General features: G+C 54.6%; 27 protein-coding genes, 5 tRNA genes and 2 pseudogenes. 21 read left to right on the top strand and 13 right to left on the bottom strand.

The window, feature by feature from the left end; translation table 11 throughout:
• Nucleotides 1-930, bottom strand: a complete 930-nt coding sequence (locus tag BST95_RS19105) for a hypothetical protein (protein ID WP_084200970.1) — start codon at nt 928-930, stop codon at nt 1-3.
• Nucleotides 927-1,742, bottom strand: a complete 816-nt coding sequence (locus BST95_RS19100; RefSeq protein ID WP_084200969.1) for a sulfotransferase family 2 domain-containing protein — start codon at nt 1,740-1,742, stop codon at nt 927-929. The genes BST95_RS19105 and BST95_RS19100 overlap by 4 nt, the downstream gene beginning before the upstream one ends.
• A 339-nt stretch (nt 1,743-2,081) precedes the next feature.
• On the opposite strand from BST95_RS19100, the gene BST95_RS19875 reads away from it, so the two are divergent.
• The 4 genes from BST95_RS19875 to BST95_RS19085 all read left to right on the top strand — a co-directional run bounded on the left by BST95_RS19875 (nt 2,082) and on the right by BST95_RS19085 (nt 4,941).
• A complete protein-coding gene (locus tag BST95_RS19875) occupies nt 2,082-2,267 on the top strand; it encodes a hypothetical protein (RefSeq protein ID WP_157114523.1) in 186 nt (61 codons plus the stop codon).
• On the top strand, nt 2,264-3,208 hold the full coding sequence (locus BST95_RS19095) for a DUF11 domain-containing protein (RefSeq protein ID WP_084200968.1): 945 nt from the start codon (nt 2,264-2,266) through the stop codon (nt 3,206-3,208). The genes BST95_RS19875 and BST95_RS19095 overlap by 4 nt, the downstream gene beginning before the upstream one ends.
• Nucleotides 3,209-3,336: 128 nt before the next feature.
• Complete coding sequence (locus BST95_RS19090; RefSeq protein WP_084200967.1) at nt 3,337-4,518, top strand: acyl-CoA dehydrogenase family protein; 1,182 nt, start codon at nt 3,337-3,339, stop codon at nt 4,516-4,518.
• Nucleotides 4,519-4,941 carry a DUF3429 domain-containing protein gene (locus BST95_RS19085; RefSeq protein WP_084200966.1) on the top strand — a complete coding sequence of 141 codons (423 nt, stop codon included), beginning with the start codon at nt 4,519-4,521 and terminating at the stop codon, nt 4,939-4,941. It abuts the gene before it with no gap.
• Between the two features lie 470 nt (nt 4,942-5,411).
• Here the strand turns inward: BST95_RS19085 and BST95_RS20185 are convergent, their stop codons facing one another.
• The 11 genes from BST95_RS20185 to BST95_RS19040 form a co-directional block, all read right to left on the bottom strand.
• Nucleotides 5,412-5,657 (bottom strand): abortive infection family protein, encoded by a 246-nt coding sequence (locus tag BST95_RS20185; protein WP_229801892.1) that lies wholly within the window; start codon nt 5,655-5,657, stop codon nt 5,412-5,414.
• 8 nt (nt 5,658-5,665) lie between these two features.
• The gene (locus tag BST95_RS21470) at nt 5,666-6,313 is read right to left on the bottom strand and encodes an AbiJ-related protein (protein WP_205737303.1); all 648 of its coding nucleotides are present in this window, start codon (nt 6,311-6,313) and stop codon (nt 5,666-5,668) included.
• A gap of 14 nt (nt 6,314-6,327) precedes the next feature.
• Entirely contained in the window at nt 6,328-6,789 is a 462-nt protein-coding gene (locus BST95_RS19075) for a hypothetical protein (RefSeq protein ID WP_084200965.1), read from the bottom strand.
• A 30-nt stretch (nt 6,790-6,819) separates the two neighbouring features.
• Nucleotides 6,820-7,236, bottom strand: a complete 417-nt coding sequence (gene bamE / locus BST95_RS19070; protein ID WP_084200964.1) for an outer membrane protein assembly factor BamE domain-containing protein — start codon at nt 7,234-7,236, stop codon at nt 6,820-6,822.
• Between the two features lie 45 nt (nt 7,237-7,281).
• Nucleotides 7,282-8,478 (bottom strand): site-specific integrase, encoded by a 1,197-nt coding sequence (locus tag BST95_RS19065; RefSeq protein WP_169844006.1) that lies wholly within the window; start codon nt 8,476-8,478, stop codon nt 7,282-7,284.
• Between the two features lie 224 nt (nt 8,479-8,702).
• Nucleotides 8,703-9,260: a hypothetical protein gene (locus BST95_RS19060; protein ID WP_084200962.1), complete on the bottom strand. Its 558-nt coding sequence runs from the start codon at nt 9,258-9,260 to the stop codon at nt 8,703-8,705.
• Complete coding sequence (locus BST95_RS19055; RefSeq protein ID WP_084200961.1) at nt 9,257-10,798, bottom strand: PriCT-2 domain-containing protein; 1,542 nt, start codon at nt 10,796-10,798, stop codon at nt 9,257-9,259. The genes BST95_RS19060 and BST95_RS19055 overlap by 4 nt, the downstream gene beginning before the upstream one ends.
• A gap of 517 nt (nt 10,799-11,315) precedes the next feature.
• Complete coding sequence (locus tag BST95_RS19045) at nt 11,316-11,558, bottom strand: hypothetical protein (protein WP_084200959.1); 243 nt, start codon at nt 11,556-11,558, stop codon at nt 11,316-11,318.
• A 32-nt stretch (nt 11,559-11,590) separates the two neighbouring features.
• Complete coding sequence (locus tag BST95_RS19870) at nt 11,591-11,764, bottom strand: hypothetical protein (RefSeq protein ID WP_157114522.1); 174 nt, start codon at nt 11,762-11,764, stop codon at nt 11,591-11,593.
• A 6-nt stretch (nt 11,765-11,770) separates the two neighbouring features.
• The gene (locus BST95_RS19865; protein WP_157114521.1) at nt 11,771-11,938 is read right to left on the bottom strand and encodes a hypothetical protein; all 168 of its coding nucleotides are present in this window, start codon (nt 11,936-11,938) and stop codon (nt 11,771-11,773) included.
• A gap of 402 nt (nt 11,939-12,340) precedes the next feature.
• Nucleotides 12,341-12,778, bottom strand: coding sequence for a hypothetical protein (locus BST95_RS19040; RefSeq protein ID WP_084200958.1), 438 nt, complete (start codon nt 12,776-12,778; stop codon nt 12,341-12,343).
• Between the two features lie 537 nt (nt 12,779-13,315).
• Here BST95_RS19040 and BST95_RS19035 point away from each other — a divergent pair.
• The 17 genes and pseudogenes from BST95_RS19035 to rpoB all read left to right on the top strand — a co-directional run bounded on the left by BST95_RS19035 (nt 13,316) and on the right by rpoB (nt 25,691).
• Entirely contained in the window at nt 13,316-14,257 is a 942-nt protein-coding gene (locus tag BST95_RS19035) for a CsgG/HfaB family protein (protein ID WP_084200957.1), read from the top strand.
• 6 nt (nt 14,258-14,263) lie between these two features.
• Complete coding sequence (locus BST95_RS19030; protein WP_084200956.1) at nt 14,264-14,626, top strand: hypothetical protein; 363 nt, start codon at nt 14,264-14,266, stop codon at nt 14,624-14,626.
• A complete protein-coding gene (locus BST95_RS19025) occupies nt 14,623-14,982 on the top strand; it encodes a DUF4810 domain-containing protein (protein ID WP_084200955.1) in 360 nt (119 codons plus the stop codon). Before BST95_RS19030 ends, BST95_RS19025 begins: the two co-directional genes overlap by 4 nt.
• Complete coding sequence (locus tag BST95_RS19020) at nt 14,979-15,665, top strand: GNA1162 family protein (RefSeq protein ID WP_084200954.1); 687 nt, start codon at nt 14,979-14,981, stop codon at nt 15,663-15,665. The genes BST95_RS19025 and BST95_RS19020 overlap by 4 nt, the downstream gene beginning before the upstream one ends.
• Nucleotides 15,666-15,819: 154 nt before the next feature.
• Nucleotides 15,820-15,895: transfer RNA gene (locus BST95_RS19015), tRNA-Thr, on the top strand.
• 175 nt (nt 15,896-16,070) lie between these two features.
• Nucleotides 16,071-16,154: transfer RNA gene (locus tag BST95_RS19010), tRNA-Tyr, on the top strand.
• Between the two features lie 74 nt (nt 16,155-16,228).
• A tRNA-Gly gene (locus BST95_RS19005) sits at nt 16,229-16,302 on the top strand.
• 17 nt (nt 16,303-16,319) lie between these two features.
• Nucleotides 16,320-16,395: transfer RNA gene (locus tag BST95_RS19000), tRNA-Thr, on the top strand.
• 87 nt (nt 16,396-16,482) lie between these two features.
• A complete protein-coding gene (gene tuf / locus BST95_RS18995) occupies nt 16,483-17,706 on the top strand; it encodes an elongation factor Tu (RefSeq protein ID WP_066058696.1) in 1,224 nt (407 codons plus the stop codon).
• Nucleotides 17,707-17,806: 100 nt separating this feature from the next.
• Nucleotides 17,807-17,882: transfer RNA gene (locus BST95_RS18990), tRNA-Trp, on the top strand.
• 53 nt (nt 17,883-17,935) lie between these two features.
• On the top strand, nt 17,936-18,298 hold the full coding sequence (secE, locus tag BST95_RS18985; protein ID WP_084200953.1) for a preprotein translocase subunit SecE: 363 nt from the start codon (nt 17,936-17,938) through the stop codon (nt 18,296-18,298).
• A 21-nt stretch (nt 18,299-18,319) separates the two neighbouring features.
• Nucleotides 18,320-18,852: pseudogene (nusG, locus tag BST95_RS18980) on the top strand (transcription termination/antitermination protein NusG).
• 150 nt (nt 18,853-19,002) lie between these two features.
• Nucleotides 19,003-19,436: pseudogene (rplK, locus tag BST95_RS18975) on the top strand (50S ribosomal protein L11).
• A 1-nt stretch (nt 19,437) separates the two neighbouring features.
• Nucleotides 19,438-20,133, top strand: a complete 696-nt coding sequence (gene rplA, locus BST95_RS18970) for a 50S ribosomal protein L1 (protein ID WP_066050944.1) — start codon at nt 19,438-19,440, stop codon at nt 20,131-20,133.
• Nucleotides 20,134-20,452: 319 nt separating this feature from the next.
• Nucleotides 20,453-20,983: a 50S ribosomal protein L10 gene (gene rplJ / locus BST95_RS18965; protein ID WP_066050947.1), complete on the top strand. Its 531-nt coding sequence runs from the start codon at nt 20,453-20,455 to the stop codon at nt 20,981-20,983.
• Between the two features lie 46 nt (nt 20,984-21,029).
• Nucleotides 21,030-21,404, top strand: coding sequence for a 50S ribosomal protein L7/L12 (rplL, locus tag BST95_RS18960; RefSeq protein ID WP_066050950.1), 375 nt, complete (start codon nt 21,030-21,032; stop codon nt 21,402-21,404).
• Nucleotides 21,405-21,617: 213 nt separating this feature from the next.
• Nucleotides 21,618-25,691 carry a DNA-directed RNA polymerase subunit beta gene (gene rpoB / locus BST95_RS18955; protein ID WP_084200952.1) on the top strand — a complete coding sequence of 1,358 codons (4,074 nt, stop codon included), beginning with the start codon at nt 21,618-21,620 and terminating at the stop codon, nt 25,689-25,691.
• The last annotated feature ends 4 nt before the right edge of the window (nt 25,692-25,695 follow it).

Raw genomic sequence — 25,695 nt, 5'->3', positions numbered from 1 at the left:
CTAACGGTAGCGTAAGTCGATGTTGAAGTGTTCTTCCATCCACTTTATGTCAGCGCTGGACAGTTCCGCTACCCGCTGTATGGCGTCTGGTGGCGCCCGGAATGGTTCGCCGGGCAGGGCGGCCAGTGCTCTCACCCGTTGTGCGGAGCGCTGGGGGTTGGCCACGCCCTCAATAAAGGCGGGGTTTTCCCGATTGTAGCTATCAAGCTGCTGCGCAGCCTGTGCGCTCATGCTGCTGTTGGCGTGTGTTGCCACATCGAACAGTAACCCGGAATCGATGCCCAGCTCCGCCAGTAGCGCGGTCGCCAGGCCGGCGGGGTGCTCCAGTGCACGATGAAAGCTGTAAGCGCGCACTGCGCCTGCTCCAAATATTGCTTTCAGGGCCGTAAACTTGTCACGCAACTGATGATGGGGCGGATTGCGATACAGGTTCTGAAGCTTGGCGCCAATGCGCAGCCGTTGCTGTATCTCACTGGACAAGGCATGTTCCGGGTGGCGTACGCAGGCGATGACGGTTACCTGTTCAGCCAGTTGTGTTGCCCATTGTGCCAGGCCGGTTAGGTCCTCCGGCTGGAAGTGGGTGATGACTTCCGCGGAAAACAAAACGCTGTCGGCATGGGTCGCCGCGAAGCCTTGCTGCAGGTCGGCGAGGGTGGCTCGATTATAGCGTTCGATATCGGCTTCAGTGTGCAGTCCCATGCCGGAAAGCCGCCGCCTTGCCCGGGGAAATTCGCAGAATAGTGGGCGCAGGTAGGGTGAATGGTTGCCGTTGAACTTCTTGCGGCCGGTGAATGTGCAGGGGAAGTGCAGATTGCGCTGTCGCTCCAGCGCATCCGCCTTGGCAGCGAAGGCCTCCTGGACGCTGGTGGTGCCTGTTTTATCCAGGCCAATATGCAGGTAACAGTGTTTAAAGCGAGGGGCAGCGGTCATTCAGGAGCGATGGGGCAGTCCAGTTCAGGCGAGTAATGATAGGCCTTCATCTCCTCGGCATAAATAGCGCTGAGCAAGCGCATGGATTCGTCGGTCATGAAATCTTCGTAACTGAACCGCTGGCCTTGTTCGATCAGGGCGTTGAGCTCGGCGAAATCGCAGCCTGCCAGTTTGGCCCCCTGGTACTGTGTCTGGTATTCGCCGCTGAAGCTGCGATTCAGCTTGTTGCTGGCGGTGTCGATGACGCGATCTTCCAGGTCCAGCGATTCGTAGGCGTCGCCAAAGCCCGCCCGAAAGATATCCAGGAGGCTGTCGACGGGGTCTTCGATGCGATAGTAGGTGTCGATCTTGGTTCTGCTGTTCCACTGGCGGTCAAAGTGAATGTCCAGGGGGCGACGCTGTTCGAACGCCTGTTCGAGGTAGTGGAGGAATTCCAGAAAACTGAAACCCTTCTCCCAGTCGGGGTCACGGCCCAGCGCGGCGAAGATCTGCCGGTACATCCACTGGACGTGATCCTGGACCTGAAACCGCTGCGCTTGGGGGGTGTTGATATCAACGCATTTATCCAGATAAGCGCTGACCAGTCTCGGGTAGGGATGGCGGACAATCGTGTAGCTGAAACGGTCGCAGCCGGTGCCGCGCAGCACGGGATTGAAGTGCTGGAAGGCATTATGAATATTGAGCGTCGCCCGCTGAGGTTCGGGCAGCTCCTGACGATGCAAATCCACGAACAAACTACGATAGCTACTGCTCGCGCTTTTGGCATTGAAGTAATAAGTGTAGCGGTATTCCGCGCTCGCTAGAGGAATCATCCCTGCCCCATGCGTATTCTTTTTTTGAAAAAATAATCAATTTGCAGTGGGAAGGCAATGCCTGCGATGGGTGTTAAGCCCTTTGGCTTGTGGAATGTTCTCGCGTCAACTCCTTGAGTATCCAAAATGCCCTCCCGCTGCCTGGCATGATTCATGATCTCACTATCGCTGTCGGAGTCAGTGCATTGCGGACCGCGGCTGTATGACGTTGAGGTCGTAGCATATCAACTTGTGCTATTAGCACGATATCGCAACGTTTTTAGGCGTTTCTCGGTAAATTGGGGAACATAGTCATCGGTATGATCGCCCAAGACTTGGTACCCCTTGGGGCATGCTTGTATGGACGTACGACAGGTGATCGCTATTTCTCTGCTGGTGTTACTATCGCCGCAGGCACTTGCTCAACTGGTGACCATTGAGCCAGGCAGTCCCGGAGGATGGTTTCCGGGCTCGGGTAATACGGGCACGGGCTCCCTGAGTACGAACAATCCCCACGGCACCGGGGTAATGGTTCGCTGGAATTGATACTCGATGGCAGTGACGGGCAAATCGTCAATGCCACGCGCATCCCAATTCTCACACTCCATGATATCACCAAGATCAACTGGGACGCGGCGACCAACAGCAGTAATGTGCCGGTGCCAAAGGTGGAATACTGGTCACCCACGGCCTTCGGGACATTGTTTCCCCAGCCTTTGCACCCGGGAGACGGCTCCTGGCAAACCTATGACGGCATGACGTTGCAGTGGTTCACCACCCAGGCCGGCTATCCAGCTTCTAGAACGTTTGCCGAATGGCAGGCGGAACTGGGTGATGTGCGCGTGAACTTCTTCTCGGTGGGCATAGGGTCCTCCAGCGGTGCTGTGGCGGCTACGACCGCTTATATTGATATGGTGAGCCTGAACGCGACGACCTGGGATTTCGAGGGCGATGCCCCTTTGCCACCAGTACCTGAGGCGGATGTTGCGGTGGTGAAAACGCTGGATAGCGCGGGCCCCTTTGTCGCGGGTGATGTCATCCAGTACACGGTCGCCGTTAGTAATGCGGGGCCTGATGCGTCAGTGGATGTGCTCGTAGATGATGTACCGACCAACCTGACGATTCTGACCGTTTCCAGCGCCAATTGCGCCGCACTGCCCTGCACACTGGCCTCATTGGCCGGTGGCGTGTCCGAAATTATCACGCTTAGCGCCAGAATTGACGCAGCGGGGGCCTTTGATAACGCCGCAGGTGCCGGCTCCTCCCTGACATTTGACCCCGATACCAGCAACAACATTGATAACACAGGTAATGGGGGTATTGCTCAGGCGCAAGAGATGGGACCCGGGCCTCCCGATACCTCTCCACCGGGTGAGGTGACTGAGGTTCCCTTATTTTCAGGCTGGGACTTAGTCATCCTTGCCTTATTGATGGTCTGGGTGGGTTTTATCCGTCTGGGCCTGTTTGGCTTGGCAAAGTGGCCATAGTCGTATCGTGTTCGGATTTCTGATGCGGCGGAGCGCAGTGATCTGCCCCAGCGGCTCATATTTACCTCGTTTGGGCTAAATCCGTGGCTTCTGTATCTCCGTAATAACCATAAAACGGAGGAATGGACATGACTGCTGCACAAGAACTGGAAAGACAAGATGCCCTGGCGCGCGAGCTGACCGAGCGTGTAGAGGCGCTGCTACCTAATATCCGCGCGCGTGCCGATCAGGCCAGGGCTCTGCGGCGGGTGCCGGATGAAACTATTGCCGAGCTCCAGCAGGCGGGTTTTTTCCTGGCACTGCAGCCCGAGGCTTACAGCGGGTATCAACTGGATCCCCAGCACTTTTTTAAGTTGCAGGCAGCGATTGCGTCCGCCTGTATGTCGACCGCCTGGGCCAGCGGCATTATTGCCGTGCATGCGTTCCAGCTGGCGTTAATGGACCCGCGGGCTCAGCAAGAGGTCTGGGGGGATGACATCAACACCCGGGTGTCTTCTTCCTACGCCCCCCTGGGCAAGGTGGAAGTGGTGGAAGGTGGGTTCCTATTGAGCGGGCGCTGGGGCTGGAGTTCCGGTTGCGATCACTGTACCTGGGTACTGTTGGGTGCCATTGTGCCCGGAGAGGGGTACCGGACGTTCTTGTTGCCCCGGTCGGACTACACCATCCACGATACGTGGAATTCCATGGGCCTGCAGGGCACCGGATCCAACGATATTGAAGTCGACAATGTTTTTGTGCCGGAGTACCGCACCCACAAGCAAATGGACGGTTTTACCGGTAACAACCCCGGTGTGGACGAGGGCAGCCCGAGCCTTTACCGCCTGCCCTGGGCGCAGACGTTTATCCGTGTGGTTTCGACACCGGCGATCGGGGCCGCCAGGGATGCCTTGCGACTCTATCGCGAACTCGTGCGCAGCAAAGCCAGTGGCGATGTCACCAAGCTGGCGGGCGATACTTCGGTGGCGGAGCGCATGGCCGCCGCCGAGAATTCGCTGGATGAAATGGAGTGCGTTCTGTATCGCAACTTCGATGCCATGATGGCCAGTCTCCGCGCGGGCGACCCCATCGCCATTGAGGATCGGGCTCGATATCGGTATCAGGCGTCGCTGGTGATCGAGAAGTCCATGGATGTAGTGGATAGCCTATTCTCGTCAGCCGGCGGCAGCTCGGTGTTCGCAGGCAGTGAGATCCAGCAGCGTTTCCTCGATATCCATACCGCCCGTGCCCATGTGGCTAATAACCCGACGGGATTTGCCCGGAATCTGGGGGGCGTGCTGCTGGGGGCCGACAACCAGGATCTGTTCATCTAAATGTCCACACGATCGCTGATGGCCTCGCTTGGTTATGCGGGGCTGACACCGTTCTATGGCAGCGCCGGATGGGCGTTGACAGGGCTGCCAGGCGCTGAGTGGGCAATCGAGCTATTCATTATCTATGCAGTGGCGATTTTGGCGTTTCTTGGCGGTACGCTTTGGGGGTATGCGGTTCAGGTTGGTCCGGATTCCAAGCGTCTCAGGCTTGTGCTGAGTAACGCCGCTGTTCTATTTGCCGTCGTTGCAGCCTTGGTGGGGTCGCCGTTGGTATCTATATCGATGCTCGCGTTAGGGCAAGTTCTAGTGCTCATGTATGAGCGCAGCGGGCGTGATTCGCGTGACTGGTATATACGCCTGCGGACCCGGTTAACACTGGGTGTTCTGCCTGCCCACGGTGTCGCTGCTCTGGCGGTGTCTTAACATCCTTTTTTGTGCCTGGAGAGCGTGGCCTGAGAGGGTGTCAGATCACCGTGCTTTCGATGGCGCGGACGTGAAACCAGCCACCAATATCTCCAGGCCACGGGCGTGATCCTTTTTTGTGCTCTGATGATGGCCAAACCTATTGCATCCCCCCAATGCTTCCCCTAGAATTGCCCGCCGTTGAGTCAGGTGCGTATCGCAAGTTTCCTCTTTCTATACAGTCCTACTCACCGGTCTGGATTTGGCTGGCGTAGCTCAGTAGGTAGAGCAGCTGATTTGTAACAAGTCGTAGTCGCAGACCTTCCTCAAGTATCTCCATGAAAAATATGTTGTTTTTGTTGCCCTGAGCTTACAGACGTTCCTTGCTGAAGCTATTCCGAGGCTTGAATAATTGTTTTCAATCCGAGTAGCTAGCAGGCAGATCGATGCACGAACTGCGCAGCCCGATCCTATACCGGCGTGTTACTCGGTCACCTGATGCGATGAGTGTCAGTAAGGAATACGGCCAGCGTTGATGCAGCTCCAACCGCTAGTTTGGCGTGTCGAGTCTGCAATCCCTTGTCCGTGTGCGCCTTGCCGTGGCCGGTACCGTAATAATTACGTAGTTCCGATAGACCTTGCGTGATGGAAACCATGTTGCTCAGCAAACGCTTGATAGTGTCAGCTGCTTTAGCCGCATCTGGAATTTCTGCAGGGGTAAGTTCCAAGGTCCTCACGGTCGTCTTTACAAGTTTGGGTAAGTCGTCGGTTCTAGCCCAGGATTGCCCTCTTTCGTGGAATAGCTCTTGCAGCAGGTTTCGACCAGTTCTTTGGCTGTTCCAATCGCTAGTTCTGGGTCTTGGTTAACGGCAGATTCCATTCGGGTGATTTGTTGAGTTATATAGCCGATATCTGCGCCTGAGAAAGTTTCCCTCACAGAATCGATGCCGGGTGTCGTATGGTTGCCAATAAACCTACCTGAGTATACGGGTTTGCCCGATATTCTTGTGCGCTCGGACAGTTGGTATCCGTCAGCTCTCAGGTATTGATTGTACAATTGGGATAGTGCCGCACACTCAGTTGTGTCGCTTCGAACCACAGGGTGAACGGTCTCGCAAAGGAATCGAAGAAACGTCTCGTCGTCTCCCGTCATTAATTCGAACCGTGGGTCATGGAACACCCAGTCCATATCCCAGTCGTTGTTGTTAACAGTGTGTTGCCAAATATCGCCAGTTGCATTCGGAAACCGATTATCCGTCGATGGAATAGAATCGAGTTCCCAAACGCGGGATAGGAATTCGGTCTCTTCGAGGCGGCCATAGTAGAGCGTTTCGGATTCGAAAATTGCGTCAATTATGTCCCGTCTCGTAATTACTGTGATGCGTTGACTCACTGATGGTTTGTCGGCTATTCCTGCGTGGGCGGTGTCCAGTCGATTGATTCGATAAATAGATAATCGGCGATCGTCTTGAAGTACTGTGAGTATGAGGCAGTATCAACCGATTGGATCATTGTAGGCGAGTGTCCCTTCATTTCCCAAAAATAGACTCGAAGCCGGACTGTTGTCGAGTCATTTTCAATGTCTGATGCTACGTAATCAATTTTTGCCAACTGCCCCTCGGGTATTTTGGCTTTGAAGAATCCAGGCTTAACTTCGGCAGTCCAGATGCACCTCGCCCGCACGCCATCGGCTGCGACTTTTGTTCCTAGTGCGCCAAGGTCTTCGCAAAGTGTACGGAGAGATTCGATTACTTCAGGATTCGCTTTTTCAAAAATTCTTGTCTGCATGACACGCATCTCTAGCGGTGTGAGCTCCGCGCTTGCCAGCGATGGTAGGAGAAGCAGCAAAATTACGATTATTTTGTTCATGTTCAAGCTCCGAAACTGAAAGGGGTCGGGTTAGTAGCGCATGTTGCGGTACTTTACATCAGTAACCTTGTTGGCATTGTCGAAGTAAACGGTAACGATCATCGCGTTGGAAGTACGGACGCTGGTCGACCCTCTACTGAAAACACCCGTCGCGCCACTTTCGGTCTCCTGTAGTACAGTAATTTTGTCGTAGACCCATGTTTCTCCTCCGTCTTCATTCGAAGTGATTATCTCTGGTGTTCCCAGTCGCTCAATCACGGACGTGTTGGTATCCCCTGGTTTGATCGATTGGACGCTAGCGATAGTGATTCGTTCGTGCTCGGTTGCAGTCGAGTCAATAACTCTTGTTTCCGCGCAACCTATGAGGCAACTGGTAATCAGTGCGACAGAGATAAGTGATGAGATGGTGGAAGTAGGCATGATTAAAATCCCTTTTTGCAGTTCCATGCTAATAACGTAGCATATTGGTTGAGGGGGGTTACTTCAAATACATTAAGTCGGTCCATCTTTCTGACGATCTCCGTTGTGCATTGCGTTCTCAAGGTAGTCAGCAATGTTGTCGGTGCCCTGTCGTAGAGACTGACCAGAAGCATGAAGGTACTTCTCTGTAGTGGAGATATCGGCATGGCCCAGTATGTCCCGCACAGTGGCCAGATCGGTTCCTGAGGCGATCATGGACGATGCAGCGTGGTGGCGCAGTGAATGGACGACTATGCCCGTCTGGTCGAGTCCAGCTGCCTTCCTCAAGCGTTGGAACACCTTGTCCACTGACTTTAGACGCTCCCCGTTCTTCGAGTTCAAGAACACCCATTCCGAGTCTTTGCCTTCTGACAGTTCGTCCAGTATTTCCAGTGCGCCAGAATTCAGGGGCACCATGCGCCGCTTCTTGCTCTTGGCATTGACAGCTTGAATCGTCCAGGTGTTGTTATCTCGGTTGATGTCAGGCCAGCGTAAGTGCAGAGCCTCGCCCTTGCGGCAGGCGGTCATGAGACACCACTTGATGACCAAGCATGGCGTACGGGCAGAGTCAGTATCCAGAACGTGCATGAGCCGTTGCAGTTCGCTATCCGTCATCAGGCGATCACGGCGGTTGTCCTCAGCGTACTTTTTCAGGCCCTGAGCAGGATTTTCCTGGATCAGCTTCCATTCGGTAGCCAGTTTCAGGCACCGGGACATCAAGCCTAGGTGGTGGTCGCAGCTACTGGCAGACAGCTCTGAGCGTAGGTCGCTGTGCATCTGCTGGAGTGAATGCCGGGTGATCATGTCCAAGCGGGTATCCCCGAATAAGGCTTTGAGCCGCCTGTTGTAGAGCTTCTCGTCGTCCCGCCATGATCGCTTGCGGGGCTTGGCGAAGGGCAGGTACTTGTCAACGAAGAACTCACGGAACAGCATGCTCGCGCCGGTTTGGACCTGCTTGCCTGGAAGATTGCCCTCCAGGATGGCACCCCGAAGTACAGCAGCTTTCTTCCTTGCTGATGCCAATGGCAGGTCGATGTGGATGCCGAGCTTCACATACTTGGCAGTGCCGCGTTCAGGGCAGGTGTAGCGCAGGTAGTAGGTCTTGCCACCAGTGTGGCGTACCTCCAGAAAGAGTCCTGGAACGGTGGTGTCGCAGTATTCGACCCGCTTCATGCCTGGAGGGCATTCCAGCTTCGCGATCTGGGGTTGGGATAGTGTAATTTTCGGCATGGGGCAGTCCTCCGTGGAGCCGGTGATGGTATTGAAGTGAATGGAATTCAGCGGGGTGGCCGCTTTAAGAGCCCCTGTGGAATTCGGAGCCAGATATGTATGGAAAGTGGCTGGCAATGGGGGGTGATACCCCATGATGGGGGGAGGTGGTACTGAAAATCTGGAAACCTGAGAAGCTGATTGATCGTGGCTACCGCGATGGCAACCACGACCATTTCAGTTCCTCAGTTCTGCAGATCCTCCAGGTCTGCGATATCGTCGTCCAGACTGAGCAACTCGTAGTTCATCATGCCGCGCTCTCCGATGGTGAAATTCCATTTGTGCGCGGTGGGGTTATCACCGGTTTCTGTTTCGAGAACGTTTTGTACTTGCCGCTTGCTCTCGCCAGTCGTCTTTGCTGCTTCCTCGATGAGCCTGGTCTTGGCGGTGGTGCCGGACTTGATAGCAGCTACGATAGCCTTGATCACAGGCTGTCGAGGGTCAGCAGCCGCAGAGAGGGCGGTCTTGAGGGCTGTTGCCTGTGTGTCGTCCACGCGTTGCACTGAGTCCAGCAAGTCCCGATAGCCAATTCCTGTAGCAGTGCTGTACTGGTACACGGCCCGCTTGGGGACCATGCCACGGCTCTTCCGGTTCTCGAACTCAACCGTGCGGACATCGTTCTCGTCACTCAGCGTGTCAATCACGTAGTAACAGTCGGCATCATCGGTGATGTCAGTAGTACCCGCGAACACCAGTTTCTCGTCAGCGCCCCGGTTCTTGTTGACATGCGCCAAGCAGATCATGGTGCCCCCTTGCTGGTGAACTCGCGCACTTCCCGGCCAAAGTCAGATGCCCGGCGCTTGTCCATGAGGTCGGTGAACTTCTTCAAAGTGTCCAGGAAAACTACGGTATTCTTGGCTTGGCCGTTGCGGTTTAGAGTCTGCAGGTAGTCGAGAAAGCTGTCTGCTCGGAAGTCCTGATAACCCGGCGCAAGCATGTGAAAGCCGTGCTCTTCTGCCAACTTGAGCTTGTACGTCAACCCGTGGTGATTGTCATCGGCGTTGATGTAGTACACCTGTTCCGGATCTATCTTCCCAGACTGGATGCCCTCGGTGACCAACTTCAAGGTGAGCAAGGTTTTACCTGCGTTGGGCGGTGCGTAGAGCACTGTCCACTGGCCTCTGATAGCGATGTCACCAAGAATCGGTACCTGATCCTGCATCTCGGCCTCGAACTGGCTGCTCATGCCACGAAGCGAAAACTTGGCCCAAGCATGTGCTTCGGATGACGGAGTGTTGTCCTCTTCTACGACCTCGAATTCCTCGGCGCAGATGTCAGCAGGGTTGGTCCCAGCATCTGAAACCAAGTGGCGGATCGAGCCGATGGTGACCGGGAATCCACCGAATTGATCGAATGATCGCCATTTCTTCTCGACCTTGGCAGTGCCGGGGTACTTGTTCCCCTTGCTGCTCCAGCTATCCACGAGAGCGAGCCCATCATCACTGCCGCCTGATTCGTGGTGAACTGCCATCAGAACAGTGCGCCAGTCGTCGTAGCTGCAATCTGGGTCGATGTGGTCCAGCAATGCATTGATCTCGCATAGACGAGAATGATGAAGCTCAAGGCTGGGGTTGTGTAGTCCCCGGTTTTCCGGCTCACGGGGAATGTTACGACCGTTGTGGTGGTATACCGCATCGACGAAAGCCTGGTCGATCTGATTCAGGTCCGTCACGCTCTCCGCCTCTTCCAAGGACATCACTTTTCCAGGGCTGGGCGGTAGCACCACGAGGGCGCGTCCAGTCTTAATGTCCAGCCTCTCTGGATGCTTCATGGTGCTGTGGGAGTCAGATTTTGCCACCGCACCAGGCGCAAGCCTGAAGTAGTAGTGCTCACCACGGCTTGTGCTGACTATGTGGTTACAGGAGACGTCCAAGGCCTTCATCAGTTGATTGAAAGCCACTTCCGCTTCAGGGGTGTCAGCGTCGAACACGATCAAGTCCGGGCCCGCGATGGCACCAACCTGGTGATCGGGATGCCGACTCCAGTGCAGGTTGATATTGGAGGGGGACAGGGCTGCCAGCCATGGGTCCCACTTACAGGCTGGCTGTTTGGTGTCTGGTACCACCGGGATGACCTGAAGACCGAATTGGTGCCACCGCAGCGCGGCATCGACCATGGTTTCTGGCTCGCCAGGCGGCGTGTTCACCGGCTTGGGGGGAGGGGAAAGAGTCTTGATCCACTTGAGCCAGGCCGGCTCATCTAGATCATGCTGCACGATGGCGGGGAGTAAGGTTGAGGCGGCAGGACTTGCACTGCCACCAGCTAAGCTGTTGTTATACATGGTATTTTCCTAATGCAATTTGTAAGATCGCATGCGGAAAACGCGGAACTACCCAGTTGTCAGTTTTGTTCGAGGATGTTGCCGAAGACGTTGTTCGAGATTTTTGCCCAGTATGTTAAGAGTGATGGCCTTGAAGACGTTGGGAGAGTATTTTGTTCAAGACTTTTGGCGGCGATTGCGATTAAGATCCAGCCATCTACTCCGGTGTTCGCAGCGCTTCAGGCGCATGCACAGCTCTTCATTGTGGGCTGCATTGGAATCGTCCCACAGCTTGCTGCCGTGAGCAAGCCCCCTTTTCGAGAAATTTCACAATATGTAGTGGTTGTGTTCGCGATGGTTTCGATATGTGCTATCTGGATATGAAGCTGCAAATCTGGAAAACTGAATTCCTGCACCATAATGGTGCAATGATCTTGTGGTGACCAGGCTGGTCAGGATTTCAGAATTCCAGATATTCAGTTTCTCGGTGCTATGGAAAGATGGGCAGCACACTCATCAGGTGCCGCCAGGTTTGGGGTCAGATCTCGTCAGGTGATGGACATTCCAGTAGTCCCAGCTCAATCTGCCGGATATAAAGGTATGACATGAGCAGCTCTTGAAGGTGGCCCGGCGGATACCAGTCATGTTCGCTGTCCAGCATTGCGGTGCTGACCATTTCATACCTGTTCAGCAGGTCAGTTGGTTCCGGGGCATCACCGGCAAGACCCGACACGGCTTTTTCGAGACGTGGTCGAACCTCCGCTATGTCGCGGATCGTCATGTTGTATTCCTCAATTTGTGATTGGAGTACTGCTAGAAGCGCAGCGCATGGTAGGGGGTGTCGTCGATCAGGTAGGTGAATGGCTCAACATCAGTCTCAACCAGCAGCATTGCCTGGCCATTTACTGCGTCAGCCCATGCCGAGTCTTCAAGTCCCCACGCATCCACCTGAGCGATGGCCTGTTCGATAGCATCTTCGATAGTCATGGTTGTTTACCTCTTCAAGTAGTTGATGCTCCACGCGATGACAGTGCCAATCAGCATCAGCATGTATCGCGGGAACGCTTTGATGGACATGAACAGCAGTCCGAGTGAGAAAAGCCGGATCGAGTCGATGAAGACCCCGATCGCGACGAGGGTGAACAGCAAAAGCCAGATCATGTTGGTCCTCTGTTAGTGGGTGAAAAATTCATGTGTAAACCGGTATAGCCCCAGTGGCGGGACGGGTGATTACCAGAAGCCTTGCGCTTCATGGGTTTCAGGGGTGACACCAGCTGATTGGGGATTCCTCGTAGTAGCAGGCAGTCGGGTGTGGATGGGGTGGTGGCACTGACCCCGAGGCGATGTTGGTGCGCTTTTAGGCGTGATTCCTCATGCCGGTCTTATATGCAGTGGCAACACTGTGTCGGCAGAAAGCCATGTACCGCATGGGATTGGCGGGGGGAATACCGGCAGGCGATTGAATTGAAAATTGATATTCGGTGGCGGTTCGGATGAATTCCTGGCTGCCGAGGAATGAATTTTGTTGATTATTTGCGGGTAACAGCGGCATACCGCCACTGCTTACGCCGCTTGATCGTCCTTCCCCTTGGGGGAGTCGCTATGCGCAGCCTTTAACTTCTCGATTTGCTGTCGGAACGGGGCTGGATCACAGAGCTGAAATCGCCGCTTGTTGTCCGACAGGGGTTCGATCAGACCTTCTGCCAGCAGTACGGCCATGAGAAATGACCAGCTGTTGATGCTGGTTCCAGGGTAGAGGGGCTGCAGCGCGAGACTGGTGAGCGGGTACTGGATGGCAAACTCTTCCAGGGTGTCCAGCGCGTGGTCCAGTTTGATCCAGGCCTTGCAGAAGAACCCTGTGCCCGAATTGCTGGCCAGGGCCATCAGGATGTTGTCACCGTCATCGAGCGCTATCTGGTATCCGATGGTGCCGGACTGAGAGAGGGTGGGGCAGGTGGCCTGCTTCAGGATGGTAAAGGTTGGGTTGGTTGTTGAAGTCATGACTGACTCCTTGGTTGTGGTTGATAGTGGTGAGTTTCCCCTGATAGATACGTCCTGTTGCTCGATTTTTCCGTGAGATTTCTTTGGTTTACTGAAAATATGCCTCGCTTTGCGCGGGGTTGCTATGTCATTTGTGAGTCTGAAAGGGGATATGCCCCGGGGGTGGTTTGGAGGCTATCTGGGAGCTGGGTAGGAGGGGTGTCCTGTTACAGGGGAGCAGAATTAGCGAGGTGGAAAATGGCGCAAAGCCATGCAGGGCATAGACTGAATGATAAAAATTGTGAACTGAGTTGGGTCCGGAGTTTTGATAACTGGAATAGTGAAGAGGTATAATTTAACAACGGTAGGGGCGATTGGCGCACACGGTCTCAGTTGTGGCGCGATTGGTCATTTCTACTCATGGATGAAATATTCACTCTACCTGTATTGATATGGAGCAATCAGGGTAAATCACAATACGGTTATTGTATTAGCTGGCGGGGTGCGGTTGGGCGCTCTGCCCGCTAACGTGATGGACGCACTCAAGCGGAGTTTGTAATGGAAACGAAAACTAGGCGCCTGCTAGGTATTGGCCTTCTCTCCTTACTTATGTCTATGCAAGGCGCATTGGCACAAAATGTTGTGGACGCCTCTTCTGGCCAGGTGGAGCTGGCTCAAGAGCAGAACATAGTCCAATTGAAGAGAAAGGTAGCGATCGCCCGATTCTCCAACGAAACGCAATCTAGAAATAGCTTCTTGGTTGATGACTCTGGCGACCGAATAGGCAAGCAGGCAGCGGACATTCTGAGCGCAAGATTGGCCGAGACAGGCCAGTTCTTGATGTTTGAGAGAATGGATGCTGACAAAACATCCGCAGAGCAAATGCTAGCTGGCCTGGATGAAGCTGGTGTTAGTGTTGATTACTTGATCGTCGGCTCTGTAAGTGAGTTTGGCCGTTCAACAGAGAGTGACACTGGCGTTTTTTCCCGAACTAAAATTCAGAAAGCCTACGCAAAGGTAAATGTCCGGCTTATTGACGTAGAGACTGGACGAATCATTTATGCCGCCGAAGGAGCGGGCGAGGCGTCATCTGAGGCAAAGCGTGTAGTCGGCGTGGGATCCAGTGCGGGCTTTGATCAAAGCCTAACGGACAAGTCTATCTCTGCTGCTATTTCACAGCTAACCAGCAACCTGACTGAAAATATGACTAAAAACCCGTGGCGTTCATATCTGCTGGCAGAGGATCAGGGTGTGTACATCATCGCTGGAGGTGCAAGTCAGGGGCTTGTTCCCGGAAAGGAGTTGTATGTGTACGAACACGGAAGAGAAATCAAGAATCCACAGACGGGCGCAATGATTTCTTTGCCTGGTCAAAAAATAGGGTCGGTGTCTGTTATCTCATCATCGGGTGAGGATGAGTTCAATGAAATATCCTTCGTAAACGTTACTAGCGGTCGTATCACCAAGCCGTTGGAAACTTACTATATATCGGAGAGGTAAGCTCAAATGAATAGGATGACGCTCGTAGTTCTCCTTGGCTTTTTTCTTGTTGCCTGTGGTGCGCCTGTACAGCGGAAATCTGTAGGGCTAGAAGAAAGCACCATGCTGGTTTTGAGGAGTGAGGTTCTCGTGGGGTCAACGATCACGATCGGCGAGTCGTTCAGGAAAGTCGTGAATGAAAGTGATCTCACGCCTTATGAAATAGGTGTGCTCGGGGCAAAGGATCGTGAAAACGAAAACTTGGAGACTATTACATTGAAGGTAGATGAGGGATCCCAGCGGATCACCGTTCAAAAGAATAGTCAGGTTGTCGTAGACAAGACTATGTATTTTTCAAAGGGACAAACCAGGGAGATAAGGGTTCCATGATGAGAATTGTTGTTGTACCACTACTAGTATCGCTACTGCTCGCTACAGGATGTGCGACCGTGACGGAGGCGGGGTACTACTGGGGAGATTACTCCACGACGCTATATAATTTCACGAAAAATCCATCAGAGGAAACGCTGGCAGCTCATGAGGAAGAGTTGCACGAGATTATTGAATATTCGGCTGACAACAGTTTGACGGTTCCTCCTGGAATATACGCTGAACTCGGTTACATCAATGCCAAACGAGGCGATGATGACAAGGCTTTGGCTTACTACGAAGCAGAAATGCAAAACTTTCCCTCATCTCGGCATTTTCTAGAGAGGTTGGTGGCTGTGAATAAGGAGGCATCATGATGAGTAAAGTCAGAACTCTTAGTGTTGTGCTTCTGGGATTCTTTCTAGCCAGTTGTGCTGAGATGCAAACCAAGCAACAGGCATTCCCGGCCATGTATACGGATCAAAAGCCCGTATCCATGGTGATCGTCCCTGCAATTAACGAAACTACAGCGGCAGACGCTGGAGATTTATTGAACGTCACGATTTCGCAGCCATTCGCAAATCATGGCTATTATGTGATGCCGATTCCGATCGTCGCCGATATTTGGAAGTCTGAGGGGGTCCTTGAGGGCGACCAGTTAAAAGGAATGCCCACTTCAGTGTTCCTGGAGACGTTTGGTGCCGATTCTGTTTTGTTTCTTACTATCAATACCTGGGACACAAACTATGCAGTGATCGCTGCAAATGTAACAGTGGGCCTTGAGTATGTTCTGCTGTCAACGCGCACCAACGACGTTCTCTGGTCTTATGAAGAGCAGGTCATAATAGATACTGGGTCATCTTCAGGAAACCTTTTGGTAGATGTCATTGCTACAGCCGTTAGTACGGCGGTGACTGACTATGTTCCAATCGCCCGTAGCGTTCATCAGGAGGCGGTGAAGGCGATGCCTTATGGTGTCTACCACCCAAAAAGTGGTCAGGATGGGGCCGAGCAAACAGTTTTGACTAGTTCAAAAGAGGCCGCCCTGTTTGAGGACTAGGGTATAGGGGGGGAGGCAAAGAAAGTTAGGGTGTAAATCGCCCTTAAACCTATTGCATCCCCCCAATGCTTCCCCTAGAATTGCCCGCCGTTGAGTCAGGTGCGTATCGCAAGTTTCCTCTTTCTATACAGTCCTACTCACCGGTCTGGATTTGGCTGGCGTAGCTCAGTAGGTAGAGCAGCTGATTTGTAATCAGCCGGTCGGGGGTTCGATTCCTCTCGCCAGCTCCATTCCACCCTTGCTTCTCTTCTCGACTTCGCCCTCGATTGCGGCGCATTGACCGCAGCGGGAGAGCGCCTGAAAGCGGCGTTTCAGGCTGGCTCAGAAAGTGTGCGTAAGTCGATAATTTTATTGGGAGAAGCGGTTGACATAAGGGGTGGTCATCCGGACAATATGCCGCCTTCTGGAGGGGTTCCCGAGTGGCCAAAGGGATCAGACTGTAAATCTGACGCGAAAGCTTCGGTGGTTCGAATCCACCCCCCTCCACCATGTTTTGACTGAGTCAGTGGGCCTGGTTCAGGGGTAAAGCCCAGAAGGGCAAGACAATTAGGTTTAGCGGTACCGCGGGTATAGTTCAATGGTAGAACCTCAGCCTTCCAAGCTGATGATGCGGGTTCGATTCCCGCTACCCGCTCCAGAGTTGAAGGTTTTGAGGCTCATATAGCTCAGTCGGTAGAGCACTTCCTTGGTAAGGAAGAGGTCACCGGTTCAAATCCGGTTATGAGCTCCACTTTCGCTCTTAAGTAATTGAAGTTGTTAGGTTTTTAACTAAGCGGTTGATACGGCCCAGGGCCGGCGTAGACAGGAGATTGTCGTAATGGCAAAAGAAACGTTTGAACGTACTAAGCCCCACGTAAACGTGGGCACCATCGGTCACGTTGACCACGGTAAAACTACCCTGACAGCGGCCCTGACCCGCGTATGCTCCGAAGTATGGGGCGGCGACGCGGTAGCCTTCGACGGTATCGACAACGCACCTGAAGAGAAAGAGCGTGGCATCACCATCGCGACTTCTCACGTTGAGTACGACTCTCCGATTCGTCACTACGCGCACGTTGACTGCCCCGGACACGCTGACTACGTGAAGAACATGATTACCGGTGCTGCGCAGATGGACGGCGCGATCCTGGTTTGTGGTGCTACTGATGGCCCCATGCCCCAGACTCGTGAGCACATCCTGCTGTCTCGTCAGGTAGGCGTACCTTACATCGTTGTATTCCTGAACAAGGCTGACCTGCTCGCAGAAGACTGTGGCGGCGCCGACACCGAAGAATACGAAGAGATGAAAGAGCTGGTTGAAATGGAGCTGCGTGAGCTGCTGGACCAGTACGAATTCCCCGGTGACGACACTCCGATCATCTGTGGTTCCGCGCTGATGGCGCTGAACGGCGAAGACGAGAACGAGCTGGGCACCACTGCCGTTAAGACCCTGGTAGAGACTCTGGATTCTTACATCCCTGAGCCCGAGCGTGCCGTTGACGGTGCCTTCCTGATGCCGGTTGAAGACGTATTCTCCATCTCCGGTCGCGGTACCGTAGTAACTGGCCGTGTTGAGCGTGGCATCATCAAGGTTGGTGAAGAGATCGAGATCGTTGGTATCAAGGACACTCAGACCACTACCTGTACTGGTGTTGAGATGTTCCGCAAGCTGCTGGACGAAGGTCGTGCGGGTGAGAACGTAGGTATTCTGCTGCGTGGCACCAAGCGTGACGAAGTTGAGCGTGGCCAGGTGCTGTCCAAGCCCGGTTCTGTAAACCCTCACACCAAGTTTGAAGCTGAGGTTTACATTCTGTCCAAGGAAGAAGGCGGTCGTCACACGCCTTTCTTTAAGGGCTACCGTCCGCAGTTCTACTTCCGTACTACTGACGTAACCGGTGCATGTGAACTGCCCGAAGGCGTTGAGATGGTAATGCCTGGTGACAACGTACAGATGGTTGCCACTCTGATCGCTCCGATTGCGATGGAAGATGGCCTGCGCTTCGCGATCCGCGAAGGTGGTCGTACTGTTGGCGCTGGTGTTGTAGCCAAGATCATCGAGTAATCGATGCTCGCTGGAGCGGAACTTAAGGTTTCGCTCCGGATCAGACCAAGCCGAACCGCTTGAGAGAGCAGTTCGGCTTCGTCGTCTAAATGAGAGATTTAGGCCAGTAGCTCAATTGGCAGAGCAGCGGTCTCCAAAACCGCAGGTTGGGGGTTCGATTCCCTCCTGGCCTGCCATTTTATGGCAGGGAGCAGCCACTGATGGGTTGCTCTGAATAAAGGATAGTTGAATGAGTGCTGAAACTAGCGCGAGCCGTTTCGATGGGTTGAAGTGGCTTGTTGTCTTCGCCCTGATCGGCGTAGCGGTTGTCGGCAACAGTATGTACGCAGACCAGTCACTGCTTTACCGCGTGCTGGGTATTGTTGCGCTCGGAATTGTTGCTGCTCTGGTTGCCCTGCAAACCGCCAAGGGGGCGGCGTTCTGGGCGCTGGTAAAAGGTTCGCGTACCGAAATTCGCAAGGTGGTCTGGCCGACGCGTCAGGAAACCGTGCAGACCACGATGATCGTGGTGGTATTTGTGTTGTTGGTGGCGCTGCTGCTCTGGGGCTTGGATAGCTTCCTGGGTTGGCTGGTGTCGCTGGCGATTGGTTAAGAACAGGTAAAAGGGTTAGCGATGGCAATGCGTTGGTATGTGGTTCACGCCTATTCCGGGTATGAGAAGAAAGTCGCCTCTGCCCTGAAAGAGCGCATCGAGCTGCACGGCATGCAGGACCGCTTTGGCGAAGTCCTGGTTCCCACCGAAGAGGTGGTTGAGATGCGCGGCGGCCAGAAGCGTCGCAGCGAGCGCAAGTTCTTCCCCGGCTACGTGCTGGTGCAGATGGAGCTGGCGGACGAAACCTGGCACCTGGTCAAGGAAACCCCCGCGTGATGGGTTTCATCGGCGGCAAGGCGGATGCGCCGGCGCCGATTACCGAAGCGGAGGCTGCGGCCATTCTGCAGCGCGTGGAAGATGGTGTGGAAGCACCTCGTCCCAAGACATTGTTCGAGCCCGGCGAAATGGTGCGGGTTATCGATGGCCCCTTCAACGACTTCAATGGTGTTGTTGAAGAGGTTAACTACGAAAAGAACCGCCTCAACGTGGCGGTGCTCATTTTCGGTCGTTCCACCCCGGTGGAACTGGAATTTGGTCAGGTCGAAAAGGCCTGATGATGGTGTCGCCCCCGCGAAGGCGGGGGCCCAGCTTTTTGTCTGGATCCCCGCCTCCACGGGGGTGACGAACTAAATGGCGGTTATCCGCCTTGATGGGGAGTCTTAGTAGGCCCAGCCGAACAGACGTTTGAACCCGGGAGTAAAATCATGGCTAAGAAAGTCGAAGCTTATATCAAGCTGCAAGTGCCTGCTGGTCAGGCCAACCCGAGCCCCCGGTAGGTCCGGCTCTGGGTCAGCACGGTGTGAACATCATGGAATTCTGTAAGGCGTTCAACGCCGAGACTCAGGGCACTGAGCCCGGTCTGCCGATTCCCGTTATTATCACTGTGTATAACGATCGTTCCTTTACCTTCATCAAGAAGACGCCTCCGGCTTCCGTTCTGCTGCGCAAAGTCGCCAAGATCAAGAAGGGCTCCGGTACCCCTAACACCAACAAGGTGGGCAAGGTAACCCGTGCGCAACTGGAAGAAGTGGCTACCCAGAAGTGGCCTGACCTGACCGCTGCCGACATGGATGCAGCCGTGCGCACTATCGCCGGTTCCGCCCGCAGCGCCGGTATCGAAACTGAGGGGGTGAATTAAGATGGCCAAGCTGACCAAGCGCCAGAAGGCATTTAAAGAGAAGGTGAACCCTGAGAAGGCCTACCCGCTGGAAGAAGCGGTAAGCCTGCTGAAGGAGCTCGCCACTGCCAAGTTCAACGAGACCGTTGAAGTGGCCGTAAACCTGGGCATCGATGCCCGTAAATCTGACCAGGCTGTTCGCGGCGCAACCACTCTGCCTAACGGCACTGGTTCCGACGTACGCGTTGCGGTTTTCACCCAGGGTGAAGCTGCTGAGAAAGCCAAGGCCGCCGGCGCTGACCTGGTAGGCATGGAAGACCTGGCGGAACAGATCAAGGGCGGCATGATGGACTTCGACGTTGTCATCGCCTCTCCCGACGCGATGCGCGTTGTTGGTCAGCTGGGCCAGGTACTGGGTCCTCGCGGCCTGATGCCCAACCCCAAGACTGGCACCGTAACTCCCGATGTGGAAACTGCGGTTAACAACGCCAAGGCTGGTCAGGTGCGCTACCGCACCGACAAGAACGGCATTGTTCACGGCGGTATCGGCAAGATCGATTTCGACCTGGATGCCATTCGCGGCAACCTCGAAGCTGTACTGGCTGACCTGAAGAAGGCCAAGCCTGCCGCTGCCAAGGGCGTCTACATGAAGAAAATCAGCCTGAGCACCACTATGGGCCCGGGCATCACCATCGACCAGGGGTCGTTGGAGTCGTAATTGTTGAGCTGCCCCCACAAGGGGCGGCTCCTCAAAGCTTTCCCAGGGAAGGGAAAGCGGTAGGTCGGTGAAAACCCACAGGTTGGATCCGATCCACTTTGAGGTCTTTGGACAAGGCGGGGCGCAAGCCCACTAGCTGAGAACTAAAGGCCATCAAAGACCGTAGGTGCCAATGCTGATGCGGTTTATCAGTGGCGGTTTAATTGAGGCGAGTTGTATCAACGCCAAAGCCTACGCAGATGGTGAAAGTGTTCACCACGCGAGCAGTACTCACATAGGTTTGTGAGTACCAATGTAAAGCAACCCAGGAGTATATCCAGTGGCAATTGGACTCGAAGACAAGAAAGCGATCGTAGCTGAAGTTAACGAGACAGCCACCAGTGCACTGTCCCTCGTTATCGCGGATGCCCGCGGTGTACAGGTAGACAGCATGACTGCTCTGCGCAAAGAAGCGCGCGAAAACCAGGTGACCCTGCGTGTAGTACGCAACACCCTGGCCAAGCGGGCTCTGGAAGGTACCGAATACGAGTGCGTTAACGACACTCTCGCCGGTCCCTCCCTGTTTGGTTTTTCTATGGAAGACCCGGGCGCAGCGGCACGACTCTTCAAGGACTTCGCGAAAGACAACGAAGAATTTGAAGTAAAGGCATTGGCGGTAAGTGGCCAGATGCTGGGTGCTGAGCAATTGGATGTTCTGGCTAAGCTGCCGACCCGCGACCAGGCACTCTCAATGCTGATGAGTGTTATGCAAGCGCCGGCAACCAAGCTGGTACAGACCATGAACGAAGTACCTGGAAAACTGGTTCGCACACTCGCTGCAGTACGCGATCAGAAGGAAGCGGCGGCGTAAGCCCCATTTCCCGAAATTTTTATCAGCTAGATAGGAGACGAAAGTCATGTCTAAAGAAGACATTTTGAATGCAATTGCAGAAATGAGCGTAATGGAAGTCGTTGAGCTCATCGAAGCAATGGAAGAGAAGTTTGGTGTAACCGCTGCTGCAGCTGTTGCTGCTGCACCGGCTGCTGCTGGCGGCGACGCTGGCGCGGCTGCAGAAGAGAAGACTGAGTTCGATGTAGTTCTGACTTCTGCTGGTGACAAGAAAGTTAACGTCATCAAGGTAGTACGTGCAGTAACTGGTCTTGGCCTGAAAGAAGCCAAAGGCCTGGTTGACGGCGCTCCTTCCCCCATCAAGGAAGGTGCTTCCAAGGAAGAAGCCGAAGACATCAAGAAGCAGCTGGAAGAAGCCGGCGGCGCTGCAGAACTCAAGTAAGTTCTGCAATCGTCCGCACCGCCCTCGGGCGGCCGGACAAGGACAAGGCTGGTGGAGCGAAAGCCCACCGGCCTTTTCCCGCTTAATGCGGGCAGATTTTTGAAGTCAGAAAATGGGGGCAGGCCTCAATTCCAGGCTCAAAAATGGACCGCAAAAGCTTGAATGAAGAAAAAGGGGTCTGTCCCCTTTACATCAACATGCTGGGGAGTACTGATGGCATACTCGTACACTGAGAAAAAGCGTATTCGCAAAGATTTCGGCATGCTGCCGAAGGTAATGGATGTACCTTACCTGCTTGCGATTCAACTCGATTCATACCGTAAATTTACCCAGCAGGGTGTTCCACTGGATAAGCGCGGCGCCTATGGCTTGCACGCGGCTTTTAAATCCGTATTCCCCATTGTCAGCTACTCCGGTAACGCTGCCCTGGAATACGTCGATTACGCATTGGGCACGCCTGTCTTTGACGTCAACGAATGTCAGCTGCGCGGTGTGACCTACTCCTGCTCCCTGCGGGTGAAAGTGCGCCTGATCATCTACGATAAGGATTCGTCCAACAAGACCATCAAGGACATCAAGGAACAGGAAGTCTACATGGGGGAGATCCCCCTGATGACCGACAACGGTACCTTCGTCATCAACGGTACCGAGCGTGTAATCGTGTCCCAGCTGCACCGTTCCCCGGGTGTATTCTTCGACCATGACAAGGGCAAGACCCACTCCTCCGGCAAGCTGCTGTACAGCGCCCGGGTGATTCCCTACCGTGGCTCATGGCTGGACTTCGAGTTTGACCCCAAGGATCTGGTATACGTACGTATCGACCGTCGCCGTAAGCTGCCTGCCACCGTGCTGCTGCGCGCGCTGGGTTACCAGTCAGAGGAAATCCTCGACATGTTCTACGATGTAAATACCTTCCACTCCGACGGCGAAGGTAATTACACAATCACCCTGATTCCCGAGCGTCTGCGCGGCGACGTTGCTGCGTTCGACATCAAGGCTGGCAAAAAGGTTGTGGTTGAACAGGGCCGTCGTATTACCGCCCGCCACATTCGCGAGCTGGAAAAAGCCAACGTTACAGAACTGGAAGTCCCCGGCGATTATCTCAATGGCCGCGCCCTGGCCAAGAACATCGTTGACGAGAAGTCCGGTGAAATTCTGGTTGAATGTAACACCGAGCTGACTGAAGAGATTCTGGCCCAGCTGGACGAAGCCGGCGTTAAGGAAATCGAGACTCTGTACACCAATGAGCTGGACTGCGGTCCGTTCATCTCCGACACGCTGCGTCTGGACACCACGCGCAACGAACTGGAAGCGCTGGTAGAAATTTACCGGATGATGCGCCCTGGTGAGCCGCCCACCAAGGAGTCCGCCGAGAACCTGTTCCAGAACCTGTTCTTCTCTTCCGACCGCTACGATCTGTCAGCCGTTGGTCGCATGAAGTTCAACCGTCGCCTGGGTCGTGAAGAAGTCACCGGCGAAGGCATTCTGGACAAAGAAGATATTGTTGCAGTGCTGTCTACCCTGGTCGACATCCGCAACGGTAAAGGCATTGTCGATGACATCGACCACCTGGGTAACCGCCGTGTTCGCTCCGTGGGCGAAATGGCAGAAAACCAGTTCCGCGTCGGTCTGGTACGTGTAGAGCGCGCTGTAAAAGAGCGTCTTTCCATGGCCGAGAGCGAAGGCCTCATGCCCCAGGACCTGATCAACGCCAAGCCGGTATCCGCTGCTGTGAAGGAATTCTTCGGTTCCAGCCAGCTGTCCCAGTTTATGGATCAGAACAACCCGCTGTCTGAGGTGACCCACAAGCGCCGCGTCTCTGCACTCGGCCCCGGTGGTCTGACCCGCGAACGCGCCGGATTCGAAGTGCGCGACGTACACCCGACCCACTACGGTCGTGTATGTCCGATTGAAACGCCTGAGGGTCCGAACATTGGTTTGATCAACTCGCTGGCAACCTATGCCCGCACCAACGAGTACGGCTTCCTGGAAAGCCCGTACCGTAAGGTGAAAAACGGCAAGGTCACCGACGATATCGAATTCCTGTCCGCGATTAACGAAGCCGAGCACGTCATTGCCCAAGCGTCTGCACCGCTGGACAAGAACAACAACTTCGTTGAAGAGCTGATTAACGTTCGCCACCTCAATGAGAACACCCTCAAGGGCGCTGATGACATCGATTACATGGATGTCTCGCCCAAGCAGGTAGTTTCCGTTGCGGCAGCATTGATTCCGTTCCTCGAGCACGATGACGCGAACCGCGCCCTGATGGGCTCGAACATGCAGCGTCAGGCTGTACCGACCCTGGTGAGCGACAAGCCGCTGGTAGGTACCGGTATGGAGCGCCACGTTGCCGCCGACTCCGGCGTGTGTGTGGTTGCCAAGCGTGGCGGTGTCATCGACTCCGTCGACGCCAGCCGCATCGTGGTACGCGTGAACGACAAGGACGTAGGTGTCGATGAGGCGCCGGTTGATATTTACAACCTGACCAAGTACACCCGTTCCAACCAGAACACCTGCATTAACCAGCGCCCGATCGTTAAGACCGGCGACGCGGTTGCCCGCGGCGATATCCTCGCCGACGGTCCGTCGATTGACATGGGTGAGCTGGCCCTGGGTCAGAACATGCGTATCGCGTTCATGCCCTGGAATGGTTACAACTTTGAGGATTCCATCCTCGTGTCTGAGCGTGTTGTGAAGGAAGACCGCTTCACCACCATCCACATTCAGGAACTGACCTGTATCGCCCGTGACACCAAGCTGGGGCCCGAGGAAATCTCCTCTGATATCCCCAACGTTGGCGAGAGCGCCCTGGCCAAGCTGGATGAGTCCGGCATTGTCTACATCGGTGCTGAAGTTGACGCCGGCGATATCCTGGTAGGTAAGGTCACGCCGAAAGGTGAGACCCAGCTGACCCCGGAAGAGAAACTGCTGCGTGCGATTTTCGGTGAGAAGGCCTCCGACGTAAAAGACACTTCCTTGCGCGTGCCTTCCAGCACCAAGGGTACTGTCATCGACGTGCAGGTATTCACCCGCGACGGTCTGGAAAAGGACGCTCGCGCCCTGCAGATCGAAAAGCACCAGCTGGACGAGTACCGCAAGGACCTGAAAGAAGAGTTCCGTATCTTCGAAGAAGCGACCTTTGCGCGTCTGGGTAACCTGATCAAGAACAAGACTACCGTCTCCGGCGGTGGCCTGACCAAGGGCACCAAGCTCACCGAGAAGGTACTCAACGAACTGGATCGCGAACAGTGGTTCAAGCTGAAGCTGTCTGACAGCGAGCTGAACGAATCCCTGGCTTCTGCCCAGCGTCAGCTGCAGGAGCAGGAAAAACTGCTCGAAGAGCGTTTCGAAGACAAGAAAGGGAAGCTGCAGTCTGGCGACGACCTGGCGCCTGGCGTACTCAAGATCGTCAAGGTTTACCTGGCGATCAAGCGTCGCATCCAGCCCGGTGACAAGATGGCTGGACGTCACGGTAACAAGGGTGTGATCTCGGTGATCATGCCGGTAGAAGACATGCCCTATGACGAGAACGGTGAGCCGGTCGATATCGTGCTCAACCCGCTGGGTGTACCGTCGCGTATGAACGTGGGCCAGATTCTCGAAACTCACCTTGGCATGGCGGCGAAAGGTCTTGGCGACAAGATTAACGTCATGATCGAAGAGCAGAAGAAGGTTGCCGAGGTGCGCAAGTTCCTCGAGGCGATCTACAACAACGGTGCCGGCCGCACAGAGGACATCAAGTCCCTGAGCGACGAAGAAGTGATGGAACTCGCCAAGAACCTGTCTGGCGGTGTACCCATGGCGACGCCGGTATTCGATGGTGCTGCTGAATCTTCTATCAAGGACCTGCTGACCCTGGCCGACCTGCCAGACAGCGGCCAGTTCACCCTGTACGACGGCCGTACCGGCGATTCATTCGATCGCCCCGTAACGGTTGGCTACATGTACATGCTGAAGCTGAACCACCTGGTAGACGACAAGATGCACGCTCGTTCCACAGGCTCTTACAGCCTCGTTACCCAGCAGCCGCTGGGTGGTAAGGCCCAGTTCGGTGGCCAGCGCTTCGGTGAGATGGAAGTGTGGGCACTGGAAGCCTACGGTGCGGCGTACACCCTGCAGGAGATGTTGACCGTGAAATCGGACGACGTCACCGGTCGTACCAAGATGTACAAGAATATTGTTGATGGTGACCATCGTATGGAGCCGGGCATGCCCGAGTCCTTCAATGTGTTGGTTAAGGAAATCCGTTCGCTCGGTATCGATATCGAGCTTGAGAACGAGTAACTGG

The sequence above is a fragment of the Halioglobus japonicus genome, assembly GCF_001983995.1.
Lineage (GTDB): Bacteria > Pseudomonadota > Gammaproteobacteria > Pseudomonadales > Halieaceae > Halioglobus > Halioglobus japonicus.
The sequence above is the reverse complement of the archived record's forward strand: the minus strand, read 5'-3'. Positions and strand labels throughout refer to the sequence as shown.

What these genes read in the sequence shown, in the direction of transcription:
- BST95_RS19105 (WP_084200970.1), bottom strand. Translation starts at nt 930, where the DNA reads ATGACCGCTGCCCCTCGCTTTAAACACTGTTACCTGCATATTGGCCTG.
- BST95_RS19100 (WP_084200969.1), bottom strand. Translation starts at nt 1,742, where the DNA reads ATGATTCCTCTAGCGAGCGCGGAATACCGCTACACTTATTACTTCAAT.
- BST95_RS19875 (WP_157114523.1), top strand. Translation starts at nt 2,082, where the DNA reads ATGGACGTACGACAGGTGATCGCTATTTCTCTGCTGGTGTTACTATCG.
- BST95_RS19090 (WP_084200967.1), top strand. Translation starts at nt 3,337, where the DNA reads ATGACTGCTGCACAAGAACTGGAAAGACAAGATGCCCTGGCGCGCGAG.
- BST95_RS19085 (WP_084200966.1), top strand. Translation starts at nt 4,519, where the DNA reads ATGTCCACACGATCGCTGATGGCCTCGCTTGGTTATGCGGGGCTGACA.
- BST95_RS19075 (WP_084200965.1), bottom strand. Translation starts at nt 6,789, where the DNA reads ATGAACAAAATAATCGTAATTTTGCTGCTTCTCCTACCATCGCTGGCA.
- bamE (WP_084200964.1), bottom strand. Translation starts at nt 7,236, where the DNA reads ATGGAACTGCAAAAAGGGATTTTAATCATGCCTACTTCCACCATCTCA.
- BST95_RS19065 (WP_169844006.1), bottom strand. Translation starts at nt 8,478, where the DNA reads ATGCCGAAAATTACACTATCCCAACCCCAGATCGCGAAGCTGGAATGC.
- BST95_RS19060 (WP_084200962.1), bottom strand. Translation starts at nt 9,260, where the DNA reads ATGATCTGCTTGGCGCATGTCAACAAGAACCGGGGCGCTGACGAGAAA.
- BST95_RS19055 (WP_084200961.1), bottom strand. Translation starts at nt 10,798, where the DNA reads ATGTATAACAACAGCTTAGCTGGTGGCAGTGCAAGTCCTGCCGCCTCA.
- BST95_RS19045 (WP_084200959.1), bottom strand. Translation starts at nt 11,558, where the DNA reads ATGACGATCCGCGACATAGCGGAGGTTCGACCACGTCTCGAAAAAGCC.
- BST95_RS19870 (WP_157114522.1), bottom strand. Translation starts at nt 11,764, where the DNA reads ATGACTATCGAAGATGCTATCGAACAGGCCATCGCTCAGGTGGATGCG.
- BST95_RS19865 (WP_157114521.1), bottom strand. Translation starts at nt 11,938, where the DNA reads ATGATCTGGCTTTTGCTGTTCACCCTCGTCGCGATCGGGGTCTTCATC.
- BST95_RS19040 (WP_084200958.1), bottom strand. Translation starts at nt 12,778, where the DNA reads ATGACTTCAACAACCAACCCAACCTTTACCATCCTGAAGCAGGCCACC.
- BST95_RS19035 (WP_084200957.1), top strand. Translation starts at nt 13,316, where the DNA reads ATGGAAACGAAAACTAGGCGCCTGCTAGGTATTGGCCTTCTCTCCTTA.
- BST95_RS19030 (WP_084200956.1), top strand. Translation starts at nt 14,264, where the DNA reads ATGAATAGGATGACGCTCGTAGTTCTCCTTGGCTTTTTTCTTGTTGCC.
- BST95_RS19025 (WP_084200955.1), top strand. Translation starts at nt 14,623, where the DNA reads ATGATGAGAATTGTTGTTGTACCACTACTAGTATCGCTACTGCTCGCT.
- BST95_RS19020 (WP_084200954.1), top strand. Translation starts at nt 14,979, where the DNA reads ATGATGAGTAAAGTCAGAACTCTTAGTGTTGTGCTTCTGGGATTCTTT.
- tuf (WP_066058696.1), top strand. Translation starts at nt 16,483, where the DNA reads ATGGCAAAAGAAACGTTTGAACGTACTAAGCCCCACGTAAACGTGGGC.
- secE (WP_084200953.1), top strand. Translation starts at nt 17,936, where the DNA reads ATGAGTGCTGAAACTAGCGCGAGCCGTTTCGATGGGTTGAAGTGGCTT.
- rplA (WP_066050944.1), top strand. Translation starts at nt 19,438, where the DNA reads ATGGCCAAGCTGACCAAGCGCCAGAAGGCATTTAAAGAGAAGGTGAAC.
- rplL (WP_066050950.1), top strand. Translation starts at nt 21,030, where the DNA reads ATGTCTAAAGAAGACATTTTGAATGCAATTGCAGAAATGAGCGTAATG.
- rpoB (WP_084200952.1), top strand. Translation starts at nt 21,618, where the DNA reads ATGGCATACTCGTACACTGAGAAAAAGCGTATTCGCAAAGATTTCGGC.